Consider the following 13,742-nt stretch of genomic DNA (forward strand, 5'->3'; position numbering starts at 1 on the left):
GGAGAACGCAGGCCCTGCCAATAGAGGCGTCAGCCGCCGCGTGCCTTGGCGGTCGCGGCCTGGTCGATGATGCCCTTGGCCGAGACCACCACGCCATAGTCCCTGAGCGCCGTCTCGACGGAGATCACGCCATCGAGCACGTCGTCGGCCACGTCGGCCGGATCGCGTTCCAGCGGGTTGCCGTAGCCGCCGCCGGCCGGGCCGTAGCAGACGAAGCGGCCATCCTTGCCGACGTGCATGTACGGCACCTTTGAAGGCAGCGCCCGGTCGGGCTGGCCAGGGACCATCAGGTCGAGCCTGGCCGGCATGCCCTCGCTGCCACCCAGGAAGCCCCAGGGCCGGTAGCGATGGCCTTCGCCCTCGACCGAGGCGCCGCCATCGCCGAGGAACGTGAACTCGCGGACCGAGCCCAGGCCGCCGCGCCACTTGCCGGCGCCGGCCACATCCTCGCGCAATTCGTAGCGCAGCACGCGCAGCGGCAGATGGGTCTCGATGTCCTCGATCGGGTTGTTGCGCGTGTTGGCATAGAGCGTGTCGACGGCGTCCATGCCGTCCTTGCCGAAGCGTCCGCCATAGGAACCCTCGAAGATCTCCATGTGCACCCAGTGGGTCTCGTCCTTGAGGCCGGAGAAGGCGATGACCTTGAGGTTGCCGATGCCGGCCGACACATTGCCCGGCATGGCCTGCGACAGCGCCTTCATCACCGTGTCGGCGAGCTGGTTTCCGGGACAGAAGCGCGCGATGGTCGGGGCGGGGAAGGTCGGGTTGGCCAGGCACCCCTTGGGGGCGACGATGGTGATCGGCCGGATCAGGCCCGCATTCACCGGGATGTGTCCGTGCACCTCGGTATCGAGCAGCACCGAGCGGATGGTGAGCCAGATCGCGATGTCGGCTGTGCCTTCCAGCGGCATGTTGATCGGCCGGTCGGGCACCTGCGGCGCCGTGCCGGTCAGGTCGACCACCAGGGAATCGTCCTTCTTGGTGATGGTGACGACGATCGGCAGTTCCTTCTTGTTGGGATCGTCGCTGTCGAGATAGCCGTCGATCGCCGTCTCGGCGCGATAGACGCCGTCGGGCAGCTTCGCGATCGCCTGCCGCATCAGGCGTTCGGCGTGGTCCATCAGCGCGCCGCAGGCCTGCTCGAAGGTCTCCAGACCATAGCGCTCGACCAGCTCGACCATGCGCTCTGCGCCGATGCGGGCCGCAGCCACCTGGGCATCCATGTCGCCGACCACCAGGTCGGAGGCGCGGATATTGTCGCGCACGATCTGCCACACCGCGTCGTTCCGGACACCGCGGTCATAGACCTTGATCGCCTTGAACTGCAGGCCCTCGGCATAGGCGTCGATCGCCTCGACGATCCCGCAGGAGCCGGGCGAGAGTGCGCCGATGTCGAGGTGGTGCGCGGTGGTCGCGGCGAATGCGATCAGGCGGCCCTGCACGAACACCGGCACGATGAAAGCCACGTCGGGTCCATGGCTGGCGCCCGAATAGGCATCGTTGTGCATGATGACGTCGCCCGGGCGGATGACGTCGCCGCGTTCTTTCAGGATGCGCTGGATGCCGCGCACATAGCCCGGGATCGGGCCCGACTGCAGCGGCGTCGACTGGGCCGACTCGGCGAGGCCGCGGCCTTCCGCATCGACGAGGGCCGCCCCGAAATCCTCCGACTCGCGGATGATCGAGGAGTAGCTCATGCGCATCAGCTTGTAGCCCATCTCGACGGCGATGTTCTCGAGCGCGCCCTGGATCACGCTGCTCGTAATCGGGTCGATGCGATCGGGCCTGGTCGAGGACTGGCGGGCGGTGGCGCTGCTCATTGCTTGGCCTCCTTGCGGATCATGAGATTGCCGGCGGCGTCGGCCTCGAAGGTGAAGTGCGGTGGCACGACAGTCGTAGTGTCCATCTGGAGCACGATGGCCGGGCCGGGGATGCGCTCGCCGACCGGCAGCAGGTCGCGGCGGTAGAAGGTCGTCGGATAGTCGGTGAGCTTGCCGTCGACGCGGAAGGTGCCGTTGCCGGAACGTACCGTCGCGGCGCTGAGCGAGCGCTCGCCATCCGGCGTGGGCTTGGCGATGGTCGCGGCGCTCGCGGCACCGACCAGGCGCAGGTTCACGATCTCGATCGCGGACTGGGCGAAGTGATGATCATACTCGCGCTTGTGGACCTCGTGGAATGCCTCGAACGCCTGGGCGAGGGCCGCCTCGTCGAGAATACCGTCGGGGAAGGTGACCCTGAGCTCGTAACCCTGTCCGACATAGCGCAGGTCGCCGCGGCGCTCGAACGTCACCTGCGCGAGATCGATGCCGTCGGCGGTGAAGCGCTGGGCCAGTTCCTTCGCCATGGCGTCGAAATCGGCGTTGATGCGGGAGAGGTCGGCGGTGCCCGAGACCTGGAATGACGTGCGGATGGCATCGTAACGCAGGTCGCTGATCAGCAGGCCGACCGCCGAGGTGATGCCGGGATGGGGTGGCACGATCACCTCGGTGACGCCCAGCATGTCGGCCACTTCGGCGCCATGCAGCGGGCCGGCGCCACCGAAGGCCACCAGCGCGTAGTTGCGCGGATCGATGCCCTTCTGGACAGTGCGCGAGCGGATGGCGTTCGCCATGTTGGCGTTGATGAGGGTGATCACGCCTTCGGCGGCTTCACGGTCGGAGAGGCCGAGTTCGCGTGCCAGTTCGCCGATCACGCGCCGGGCCGCGACCTCGTCGAGCGACATGCCACCGCCCAGGAAGTTGCCGCCGTCGAGTCGGCCCAGCACGACGTTGGCGTCGGTCACTGTAGCGCGCGTGCCGCCGCGGCCGTAGGCGGCCGGGCCGGGCACGGCGCCGGCCGAGCGCGGGCCGACCTTGAAGGCGCCCGCCTGATCGACATGGGCGATCGAGCCGCCGCCGGCGCCGATCGTGTGCACGTCGATCATGGGCACCAGCACGGGGAAGCCGGCGATCCAGGTGTCGCGCGCCGTGGCCTCGCCGAAGCCGCCCTCGGTGACGATGCCGATATCGGCCGAGGTGCCGCCGACGTCGAAGGTGATGAGGTTGCGCTTCTCGGAGAGCGCACCCGCCCAGTCGCCGCCGATCACGCCGGCCGCCGGGCCGGAGAGGAGGGTCAGCACCGGCCGCTCGGCCACCATTGCGGGCGTCGCGACGCCGCCGTTGGAGGCCATGATGCGCAGATCGGCCCTGAAGCCCGAGGCCTCGATCTCGGATTCGAGACGGGTCACGTAGTTGCGCACCTTGGGACCGACGAAGGCGTTCATCGCCGTCGTCGTGAAGCGCTCGAACTCGCGGAACTGCGGCGACACCGACGAGGAGGTCGTGGCGAAGCACTCGGGATATTCCTCGCGCACGATCTCCATCGCGCGCGCCTCGTGGGACGCGTCGAGATAGGAGAATAGAAAGCAGATCGCGATGGCCTCGACACCGGCCTCCTTGAGTTCACGCACGGCCTGGCGCACGCCCTCCTCGTCGAGCGGCTCCAGCACCTCGCCGCGCGGCGGCACCAGTCGCTCCGTCACGGTCTTGCGATGGCGGCGCTTCACCAGGGGCCGGTCCTGCCAGGGAATGTCCTGCATGATCGAGTAGTGCTGCGGCCGCTGGTGGCGGCCGATGTGCAGGATGTCGCGATAGCCGCCGGTGGTGATCATGCCGGTGACGGCGCCGTCGTGCTCGAGGATCGCGTTGGTGGCGATGGTCGTGCCATGGAACACGGTGTCGATCGTCTCGCGCGGGATCGAATACTTGTCGCAGAGCGCCATCAGCCCCTGCACGACGCCACGGGACGGATCGTCCGGCGTGGTCGAAACCTTGTGCACGGCGGTCCGGCCGGCCTCGGTATCGGCAAAGACCAGGTCCGTGAAGGTGCCGCCCACGTCCACGCCGATCAACCGCATCACTGCCTCCCAGACTTCGCGTTGGCCGGAGGGCAGCAAGGACCGCGCCAACGCCCGTCTATCGGGGCTTCTGTCCCCAGGGAATTTTACAGTGCTGGCATGCAGCTTGCTTCTTTTGCCACATGGCCAAGCAGCCGGACATTGAACTCGTATCCTTGACCAAGCGCTACGGCGAGACGGTGGCGGTCGATTCGATCGGCCTGCGTATCCCCGCCGGCTCCTATTGCTGCCTTCTGGGCCCCAGCGGCTGCGGCAAGACCACGACCCTGCGCATGATCGCGGGCCACGAGGAGGTTTCCGAGGGCGACATCATCCTGGGGGCGGAGAACATCACCGGCCTGCCGCCAGCCGCGCGCGGCACGGCGATGATGTTCCAGAGCTACGCGCTCTTTCCCCATCTCGATTGCACCGACAATGTAGCGTTCAGCCTCAAGATGCGAGCTATCGACAAGGAGACGCGCCGGGCGCGCGCCGTCGAGATGCTGAAGCGCGTGCACATGGATGCCTATGCCGGCCGTCTGCCAGCGCAGCTCTCCGGCGGCCAGCAACAGAGGGTGGCGCTTGCCCGCGCCTTGATCACCGATCCGCAGGTCCTGTTGCTCGACGAGCCGCTGTCGGCACTCGATCCGTTCCTGCGTATCCGGATGCGCGAGGAACTGAAGAGCCTGCAGACGCGGCTGGGCATCAGTTTCATCCATGTGACGCACAGCCAGGACGAGGCGATGGCGCTGGCCGACCTCGTCGTCGTCATGAACGGCGGCAGGATCGAGCAGGCGGCGCCGCCGCGCGAGGTCTTCAACCGGCCGGCCTCCGCCTTCGTCGCCAGGTTCATCGGCGGCCACAACGTGCTGCCCGCAGCGGTCGCGCGCGCCCCTGTTATGCCGGGCGCGGGCGAGGGGCCGTTCGTCGCCATCCGCGCCGACCGCATGTCGGTGCAGGCCGGAACGTCCGGTGGAGCCGGCGTCACCTCCCTGCAGGGTGTGACGCGCTCCGTCGAGTATCTCGGCTCGACCGTGCAGGTCGGCGTCGATGTCGTCGGCCTCGAAACATTGTCGGCCACGCTGCCGGAGGCTCGCTTCGACGCGTCGCCGGTGCGGCCCGGCGAGCCCGTCATTCTGTCGTGGAAGCCCGAGGACGTTCACGTGCTGGGACGCTGAAGGGGCGTTGAGTAAGGGAGGCGGCCCCGCGCCGTCGAGGCTTGAAGGAGGAAGACGAGATGGCTCGGAAATCGAATGGCGGCATCGGCCGTCGCAGAATGCTCAAGGGTGCGGCCGGCATGGCGGGAGCCGCAGTCGGCAGCGGCGCGATCACTGGCTTCCCGGTGATCTGGGCGCAGAATAACAAGAACATCGTCCTGCGCCAGTGCGGTACCGGCGTGTCGGCGATCAACGAGATCGCCGAGAAGTGCAAGGCCGATCTCGGCATCACGCTGCAGATGACGGCGCTCGATTCCGATGCGGTGGTGCAGCGCGTCGTGACGCAGCCGAACTCCTTCGACATCGGTGACATCGAATACTGGATGATCAAGAAGGTCTTCCCAGCGAACACGCTGCAGGCGATGGACGTCAAGAAGATCAAGCTGTTCGACAAGATCGTGCCGATCTTCACCACCGGCAAGCTGAAGCCCGACAGCGTCATCGCCCAGGGAACGGCACCCAGCACGGTGAGCTTCGTAGAAGGTGCCGGCTCGACCAAGTTCGCCAAGGGCCAGACCCAGTGGTTCACGGCGGTGCCCACGATCTACAACGCCGACACGCTCGGCATCCGGCCCGACCTGGTCGGCCGCAAGATCGATTCCTGGAAGGACATCCTCGATCCGAAGTTCAAGGGGAAGACCTCGATCCTGAACATCCCGTCGATCGGAATCATGGACGCCGCGATGATCTGCGAGGCGGCCGGCATCGTGAAGTACGGCGACAAGGGCAACATGACCAAGGCGGAGATCGACAAGACGATCGAATTCCTGATCAAGACCAAGAAGGAGGGGCAATTCCGCGCCTTCTGGAAGACCTTCGACGAATCGGTCAATCTCATGACCTCGGGTGAGGTCGTGATCCAGTCGATGTGGTCGCCGGCGGTGTCGGCGGTGCGCGGCAAGGGCGTGCCCTGTACCTACCAGCCCCTCAAGGAAGGCTATCGCGCCTGGGGCGGCGGCCTGGCGCTCGCCAAGCACCTGCAGGGCGCGCAACTCGACGCGGCCTACGACTACATCAACTGGTACCTGTCCGGCTGGGTCGGCGCCTTCCTCAATCGCCAAGGGTACTACTCAGCGGTGCTCGATACGGCCAAGGCCAACATGACCGAGGACGAGTGGGGCTTCTGGATGGAAGGCAAGCCCGCCAAGGGCGACATCAAGAACCCGCAAGGCCAGGTCGTCGAGAAGGCCGGCGCGGTGCGTGACGGCGGCTCGTTCTACGACCGCATGGGCGCCGTCGCCTGCTGGAACGCGGTGATGGATGAGGACCGCTACATGGTCCAGAAGTGGAACCAGTTCATCGCTGCCTGATCAATTCAGGCGGATTGCGTAACCCCCTCACTCAACCTCTCCCCCAAGGAGCGGCGTGACTGCACGCCGCGGGGGGAGAGGGGCATGAAGAGATGAACCGCTTCAAGTCCTGGGTCACTTACCTGCAGGTCGCGCCGCTCGCGCTGGTGTTTCTGCTGTTCCTCATCGTCCCGATCGCCACGATCGTGGTGGTGAGCTTCTTTGACTACAACACGACCCAGATCATTCCGGCTTTCCTGCTGCAGAATTACGAGGAGCTGCTGCTCTCGCCGGTCACATGGCGGACCTACCAGCAGACGATCCAGTTCGCGCTGATCACCTGGGCGCTGACCCTGGGCATCGGCTTCACCGTCGCCTACTTCGTGGCCTTCCACGTTCGCTCGCCGACGATACAGACGGTGCTGTTCCTGATCTGCACCATCCCGTTCTGGACTTCCAACGTCATCCGCATGATCTCGTGGATCCCGTTCCTCGGCCGTCACGGGCTCGCCAACACGACGTTGATCAATCTCGGCCTCATCAAGGAGCCTCTGGAGTTTCTGCTCTATTCCGACTTCTCGGTCGTGCTGGCCTATGTGCACCTCTACACGCTGTTCATGGTGGTGCCGATCTTCAACTCGATGATGCGTATCGACCGCAGCCTGCTCGAGGCGGCGCGCGACGCCGGCGCGACCGGCTGGCAGACGCTGGTCAACGTCATCCTGCCGCTGTGCAAGCCCGGTATCGCCATCGGCTCGATCTTCGTCGTGACGATCGTGATGGGTGACTTCGTCACCGTGCGCATGATGAGCGGTGGCCTCAGCGCCTCGGTCGGCCTGATGATGGCGAACGCCATGTCGCTGCTGCAGTATCCCGCCGCCGCGGCCAACGCCGTCGTGCTGCTGCTGCTGGTCCTGTTCATCGTCGCGGCCATGATGCGCCTGGTCGACATCCGCAAGGAGCTGTGACGTGCAGCACGGCAAGCGCGGTCCTGCCTTCTGGTTCCTCGGCGCCTTCTTCTGCCTGTTCGTGCTGTTCCTCTACGGTCCGACGCTGACCATCCTCATCCTGTCCTTCCAGGGACCGGGGGGCGGGCTCACCTTCCCGATGAACGGCGTCTCGCTGCACTGGTTCAGGAACCTGTTCGAGAAGCAGATGGTGGGCGACTTCGCGGGCTCGCTGCAGCGCTCGATGATCCTGGGCGTCGCGGTCATGCTGGTGACGGTTGCGGCGTCCTTCTCCGCCGGGCTGGCCTTCCGCTCGCGCTTCCGCGGCTCCGCGATCATCTTCTATCTCGCCATTGCCAGCCTGATCGTGCCCTCGATCCTGATCAGCCTGGGCATCGGCCTGCTTTATCGCGTCCTCGGCTGGGATCCCGCCTGGTATAGTTCGGCCTTCGGCGCCCACCTCACCTGGACCCTGCCGTTCGGGCTCCTGATCATGTTCGCCGTCTTCAACCGCTTCGACCGGCGCTATGAGGAGGCCGCGCGCGATCTCGGGGCGACTTCGTGGCAGACCATCCGGCATGTCGTCGTCCCGATCCTGCTGCCGAGCCTGATCGGCGTCGGCCTGTTCGGATTCACGCTCTCCTATGACGAGTTCGCACGCAGCCTCTACACGGCCGGCACCTTCAATACGCTGCCGCTCGAAATCTACGGCATGACCACCAACGTGACGACGCCGGTGCTCTATGCACTGGGCACCGTGACCACGGGCGTCTCCTTCGTCGTGATCGCACTCGCACTTCTGTCGGTGACATGGCTGCGCCGCCGCCGGGCGCGCCATGGCAGCGACGCCGGAAAGGCCGCCTGAGATGACACGCCGTGCAAGAGTGCTGCGCCTGCCCACCGCGGGCCCGCAGGATACGGCACCGCTCGCGGCCGCCATCGCATCGGGTGAGATCGACGCCAGGACCATCGTGGCCATTGTCGGCAAGACCGAGGGCAACGGCTGCGTCAACGATTTCACCCGGGGCTATGCCACCCTGGCGTTGAAGCTGGTGCTGGCGGAGTCGCTGGGCTGCAAACTGGCCGAGATCGAGAAGCGGGTCGCCATCGTCATGTCGGGCGGCACCGAGGGCGGGCTGTCACCACATCTCATTGTCTTCTGCCGTGAGACCACCGCTGAGGCGGTAGCGATGGAACCACGCCTCGCCATCGGCGTCGGCCTGACGCGCGCGTTCAAGCCGGAGGAAATCGGCCGGATGGCGCAGATCGAGGAGACGGCCGCGGCGGTGACGCTCGCGATTGCGGATGCCGGGATCGCCGGCCCCTCCGACGTTCACTTCGTGCAGATCAAGTGCCCGCTGCTGACCAAGGAGCGCATCGAGGAGGCCGCGCGTCGCGGTGCGACGACTGCGACCGAGGACACCTATCATTCGATGGCTCTGTCGCGCGGCGCCTCGGCGCTGGGTGTCGCCCTGGCCCTGGGTGAGATCCAGAGCGCGCCGGAGGCGGCCGTCTGCAAGGACTGGTCGCTGTTCTCCCGTCTCGCCAGCACCTCGGCGGGTGTCGAGCTCTTGCGCAATGAGATCGTGGTGCTGGGCAACGCGCCGGGCTGGAGCGGAGATCTCGTGATCGACCACGACGTCATGGGCGACGCGATCGACGCCGAAGCGGCGCGGCGCGTGCTGGCCCGCCTTGGCGGCGAGACGGTCGCGGTGCTCGCCAAGGCCGAGGCCTCTCCGACCGGCGAGATCCGTGGCCGGCGGCATACGATGCTGGACGACAGCGACATCCATTCGACCCGCCACGCCCGCGCCCTGGTGGGTGGCGTGCTGGCCGGCGCCATCGGCGACACGATGCTCTATGTCTCCGGCGGTGCGGAGCATCAGGGCCCGGCCGGCGGCGGTCCGATCGCGATCATTGGGCGGGTCTGAGCGGCTGGGCTAAGCTCGCCGCATGAGCGACACGAGCCCCTACGATCTTCTCGGCGTGCGACGCCGCATCAACGCCGCGGGTGCACTGACGCGCCTGGGCGGCGCGGTGATGGCAACCGAGGTCGTGGCCGCCATGGCCGCGGCCTCGCGCGCGTCGGTCGACATCGGCGAACTGCAGGACGCCGCGAGCGGACGCATTGCTGCGGCGACCGGCGCCGAGGCGGGCCTCGTCACGACCGGCGCGGCCGCGGCCCTGACGCTCGCGGCAGCCGCTTCGATCGCCCGCTGGGACGTCGCGAAGATGGCGGCGCTCCCGCACGCCGGTGCTTTCGCTCATGACATCCTGATCCTGCGCACCCACCGCACCGGCTATGCCCATGCGCTGGCCGCGTCGGGCGCGCGCCTGATCGATATCGGCCACAACGACCGCGGCACCGGCGCCGGCGTGCGCGGACTGGAGGCGTGGGAGATCGAGGCCGCTTTGTCGCCAGCGGTCGTGGCGATGGCCTTCTCGGTCAACGCCAACAGCGTCGTCGACCTGCCGACGGCGATCGCGACGTGCCGCGCTAACGGCATTCCCCTGATCGTCGACGCGGCGGCGCAGCTTCCACCCAAGGAAAATCTGCGGCGCTTCATCGATATGGGAGCGGATCTCGTGGCCTTTTCCGGGGGCAAGGCGCTGGGCGGTCCGCAGGCGTCCGGCATCCTCGCCGGCCGGCGCGACCTCGTGGCGTCTGCCTTGCTGCAGCAACTCGACATGGATGTGGCGCCCGACACGTGGACGCCGCCGCGCCTCGTCGACCGCGCCAACCTGCGCGGTGTCCCGCATCACGGAATCGGGCGTGGCTTCAAGGCCGGCAAGGAGGAGATCGTCGGACTTCTTACGGCGCTCGAGCGCTTCGTCGAGGCAGACGATGCAACGGCGAACGCCGCGCTTCAGGTGCGGCTCGAAGAAATCGCCACGGCATTGAACGGCTTCGACGTGAAGCTCGTGCCCGCATCGCAGACGGGCCGTGTGCCGGTGCTGGAGATCGCCGTACCGGACGCGCTCGCCGTCAGCGCGAAACTGCAGAAGGGTGATCCGCCGATTCATCTGTCGGAGCGGCACGCCGCGCGCGGCGTGCTCACGCTCGATCCCCAGGTCCTGTTGCCCGAGCACGATGCGCAGCTCGCGGCGGCGATCCGGGAGGCTCTTGCAGCCGCGTTTCGGAATTAAAGCAACGGACCGGGCACCGCTGGCATCCGGTCCGACGCCGTTGTCGATCAGGCGGCCCGCAGGAGGCCGAGCTGCTGCAGTGCGGTCACGCCGTCGTCCAGTCCGATTTCTTCCGCGACCTTGCCGTTCTCGATTCGCAGCACGGTGGTGCCGGTGAAGTGCATCTTCCGACCGGTAGCCGCCGGAAGGGAACCCACCAGGAAATCGTCGAAGGCGGGGCCGGTGTGCGTGCCGCCGCCTTCCCAGCGGCCGACCACGTAGTCGCCCTCGGCAATTAGATCCGCCGCGCCACCGAATTCGAGATCCGGGAACGCCTCGCGGAATCCGACCATGAAGCTCTTCACATCTTCACGGCCACGTCTGGGGGCGTGCAAAGAATACTGCAAGAGGATCTCGGGTGCGGCGAGTTCGTCGACGATCCCGGGATTCCAGGGCTTGCCCCAGAATTCCGCGAACCACCGTCCGACGATGATCTTGTTTTCCTGTTCCTTGGACATGCTGAACTTCCTTCGCGCTGTTGCCGTCGCGGGTAATCCGCGATCGGCAACATGTGCGTCGGTGGTTCAGATGAATATCCGGCCGCCGCCTCGAATTTGGTCTTTGACTCAGTCCACCGCCGCCTGACCTTCGTCGCGATAGGCCCAGCAGGTGTCTGGCGGCAGCGTGAGGGCCACTTCACCCGGCTGGTGCCGGGCCGCGGTGCCGAGTTCCAGAACCTCGAGCTTCTGGCCGCCGAACTCGACGTCGTAGACGGTCTGCATGCCCTGGTAGCGGCGGTCGACGACCTTGCCGGTGAAGGCATTGACCGGGCCGCGTTCGCCGAGGCGGATGTTTTCCGCGCGCAACGCCACGTGCGCGGTATCCCCGGCGGCGAGGGACTGCGGCGTCCAGGCTTCGATCCGCCCCGGGGCGCCGAGATCGACGATCACCGTCTCGCCCTTGCGCTCAAGCACCTTGCCCAGCAGGGAGTTGGAGGCGCCGGTGAAGTTGGCGACGAACGAGTCGGCCGGCCTGTTGTAGATCTCGCCCGGCGGCGCCATCTGCAGCAGCTTGCCGTCCTTCATGACGCCGATCCGGTCGCCCAGCACCACGGCTTCCGCCTGGTCGTGCGTGACGTACAGGCCGGTCATGCCGGTGGCCTTCAGGATGCGGCGCAACTCGTCGCGCAGCCGGATGCGCAGCTTGGCGTCGAGGTTCGAAAGCGGCTCGTCGAGCAGCAGGAGCTGCGGGCGGTAGACGAGGCTGCGGGCCAGCGCGACGCGCTGCATCTGGCCGCCCGACAGCAACGTCGCCGAACGGTCGGCGTACTCGCCAAGGCCGACGAGCTCGAGCGTCTCGCGCACCTTGGCGTCAATGTCGCCGCCGCCGCTGCGGCGATGCTTCAGTGGATAGGCGACGTTCTGGCGAACCGTCATGTGCGGCCACACCGCATAGGACTGGAACACCATGCCGATGTCGCGCTCGCGCGGGCTCACCAGCACGCCGCGCTGCGGTTCGGACACGACCCGGCCGCCGATCGAGATGCGGCCGCCGGTCGGATGCTCGAGGCCGGCGACGCAGCGCAGCGTCGTCGTCTTGCCGCATCCTGACGGGCCGAGGAGAACGACGATCTCCCCGGCCGGCACCTCGAAATTGACGTCGTCGACGGCGGGCTTGCCCGTGCCGAACTGCTTGACGAGGTGTTCGATGAGAAGGGCAGCGCTCACTGGCGGTAGCCGTAGGTCTTGTTCCACTCCTCGATCCAGGTCGCGCGCAGCTTGTCGAATTCCTCGAACTTCGGCACCCAGACCTTAACCGTCTTCGGATCCCAGCCCTTCGGATAGGCCGGCGGCTCCTTCAAGGAGGTGATGTTGCCCAGCTTGTTGATCATGAAGGTCTGGCCCTCCTTCGACAGGCGCCAGTTCATGAAGAGCCGGGCGGCATTCGGGTTCTTCGACGCCTTGGTGATGCCGTCGGCATAGGGAACGATCGGCACGCCCTCGGGCGCGAAGATCGCCTCGGCCGGCGCACCCTCGACGATCTTGGTGTAGATGATGTTGTAGAGCAGCGGGGCGATCGAGATCTCGCCGCGGACCAGCGCGTCGGAGCAGGGCGCGCCGGAGGGATACAGCGAGATGCCGAGCGCGGCCTGCTTCTTCCAGTAATCTTCGCCGAGCACCTGGCGCTCGAACATGATGCGGGTCCAGGTCGTGCCGCCCGACGGTCCGATCACCTGGCCGATCTGCTTGTCCTTGTATTCCGGCTTCAGCAGATCCATCCAGGTCTTGGGAGGATTCTTCACGAGCTGCGTATTGTAGGCGATCGCCCAGCCCAGCGTGGCGCTCGGCCACAGCTTCGGTGACACGAGCGCATCGGGCCGGTAGTCGGCGGCGTTCGGCGGCGCGTAGTCCTGGAACAGGTCGGCCATCGCCAGCATCAGGCCCCGGTCGGAATGATTGACCACGTCGGCCGCAAGTTTTTCCGCCGCCGCTTCGGTCTTGATGCGCTGGATGAGCTGGCCGCCCGGGGCGCGCACCATCGCGACCTTGATCTTCGGGAAGCGCTTGTTGAACTCCTTGATGACCTCCTGCTGGGTCTCGGCGAAGTCGGCCGTATAGAAGGTCAGCGAGCCTTCCTTCTCGGCCGCCGCGATCAGCTCCTTCGAGCCGAACGGGTCCTGCTGAGCCTGCGACGGCGCGGCGAAGCCCGCGGCGGCGGTGCCGGCGATGCCGGCCAGTACGGTTCTGCGCTTCATGGTCATTTCCTCCGTTTTCCCCAATTTTCCCCGATCTTCATTCGTGCGGCGTCAGCCGGCGCGGGCGCTGCCCTGGGCCGCGCCACGCGACAGCCAGTTCGTGATGCCGAGCAGGACCCCGAGGATCACGGTCTGCACCAGGCTGAAGGCGGCGGTCTTGCCGACGTTTCCGCCTTCGTAATAGTCGAGCAGCAGCACCGCCATGACGGTGGTGTTGCTGGTGTAAAGGAACAGCGACGAGCCGAGCTCGCGCACCGCGAGCACAAAGAGCAGGGTCATCGAGGCGACGACTCCAGGCTTGGCGAGCGGCAGCATGATGCTGCGGATCGTGCCGAGCAGGCCACGGCCGCAGATCCACGAGGCTTCTTCCAGCTCCTTGTGGATCTGCATGAAGGAGGTCGAGAGCGCCTTGACCGTGTCCGGAATGAAGCGCGCGACGAAGGCCAGCGCCAGGATCGTCAGCGTGCCGTAGAGGCCGCCCGGCAGGCCGATCCACGCCCACAGATAGGCCACGCCGACGACCAGGCCGGGAAT

Annotated in this window: 12 protein-coding genes; 6 read left to right on the top strand and 6 right to left on the bottom strand. The window is 66.7% G+C overall.

Going from position 1 to position 13,742, the window contains the following annotated elements:
* Positions 1-29 precede the first annotated feature (29 nt).
* On the bottom strand, positions 30-1,820 hold the full coding sequence (locus tag Q0Q48_RS27470; RefSeq protein WP_295145507.1) for a hydantoinase B/oxoprolinase family protein: 1,791 nt from the start codon (positions 1,818-1,820) through the stop codon (positions 30-32).
* Positions 1,817-3,895 carry a hydantoinase/oxoprolinase family protein gene (locus Q0Q48_RS27475; protein ID WP_295145508.1) on the bottom strand — a complete coding sequence of 693 codons (2,079 nt, stop codon included), beginning with the start codon at positions 3,893-3,895 and terminating at the stop codon, positions 1,817-1,819. Before Q0Q48_RS27475 ends, Q0Q48_RS27470 begins: the two co-directional genes overlap by 4 nt.
* A gap of 122 nt (positions 3,896-4,017) precedes the next feature.
* Here Q0Q48_RS27475 and Q0Q48_RS27480 point away from each other — a divergent pair, with 122 nt between their 5' ends.
* From Q0Q48_RS27480 to Q0Q48_RS27505, 6 genes are all read left to right on the top strand, one after another.
* The gene (locus tag Q0Q48_RS27480) at positions 4,018-5,052 is read left to right on the top strand and encodes an ABC transporter ATP-binding protein (protein ID WP_295145509.1); all 1,035 of its coding nucleotides are present in this window, start codon (positions 4,018-4,020) and stop codon (positions 5,050-5,052) included.
* A 59-nt stretch (positions 5,053-5,111) separates the two neighbouring features.
* Positions 5,112-6,401, top strand: a complete 1,290-nt coding sequence (locus Q0Q48_RS27485; RefSeq protein ID WP_295145511.1) for a PotD/PotF family extracellular solute-binding protein — start codon at positions 5,112-5,114, stop codon at positions 6,399-6,401.
* Between the two features lie 92 nt (positions 6,402-6,493).
* Positions 6,494-7,348, top strand: coding sequence for an ABC transporter permease (locus Q0Q48_RS27490; RefSeq protein ID WP_295145512.1), 855 nt, complete (start codon positions 6,494-6,496; stop codon positions 7,346-7,348).
* 1 nt (position 7,349) lies between these two features.
* Positions 7,350-8,192, top strand: coding sequence for an ABC transporter permease (locus Q0Q48_RS27495; protein WP_295145514.1), 843 nt, complete (start codon positions 7,350-7,352; stop codon positions 8,190-8,192).
* 1 nt (position 8,193) lies between these two features.
* Positions 8,194-9,258 carry a ring-opening amidohydrolase gene (locus Q0Q48_RS27500; RefSeq protein ID WP_295145515.1) on the top strand — a complete coding sequence of 355 codons (1,065 nt, stop codon included), beginning with the start codon at positions 8,194-8,196 and terminating at the stop codon, positions 9,256-9,258.
* A gap of 22 nt (positions 9,259-9,280) precedes the next feature.
* Complete coding sequence (locus Q0Q48_RS27505; protein ID WP_295145517.1) at positions 9,281-10,474, top strand: aminotransferase class V-fold PLP-dependent enzyme; 1,194 nt, start codon at positions 9,281-9,283, stop codon at positions 10,472-10,474.
* Between the two features lie 47 nt (positions 10,475-10,521).
* Here Q0Q48_RS27505 and Q0Q48_RS27510 read toward each other — a convergent pair whose 3' ends face one another.
* The 4 genes from Q0Q48_RS27510 to Q0Q48_RS27525 form a co-directional block, all read right to left on the bottom strand.
* Positions 10,522-10,971 (bottom strand): ester cyclase, encoded by a 450-nt coding sequence (locus Q0Q48_RS27510; RefSeq protein WP_295145519.1) that lies wholly within the window; start codon positions 10,969-10,971, stop codon positions 10,522-10,524.
* Positions 10,972-11,079: 108 nt separating this feature from the next.
* Complete coding sequence (locus Q0Q48_RS27515; protein WP_295145520.1) at positions 11,080-12,180, bottom strand: ABC transporter ATP-binding protein; 1,101 nt, start codon at positions 12,178-12,180, stop codon at positions 11,080-11,082.
* Positions 12,177-13,208: an extracellular solute-binding protein gene (locus tag Q0Q48_RS27520; RefSeq protein ID WP_295145522.1), complete on the bottom strand. Its 1,032-nt coding sequence runs from the start codon at positions 13,206-13,208 to the stop codon at positions 12,177-12,179. The genes Q0Q48_RS27515 and Q0Q48_RS27520 overlap by 4 nt, the downstream gene beginning before the upstream one ends.
* A 51-nt stretch (positions 13,209-13,259) precedes the next feature.
* Positions 13,260-13,742, bottom strand: a 483-nt coding sequence (locus tag Q0Q48_RS27525) for an ABC transporter permease subunit (protein ID WP_295145523.1), incomplete at its 5' end; no start/stop codon positions are given.

Source organism: uncultured Reyranella sp. (assembly GCF_945957355.1).
Lineage (GTDB): Bacteria > Pseudomonadota > Alphaproteobacteria > Reyranellales > Reyranellaceae > Reyranella.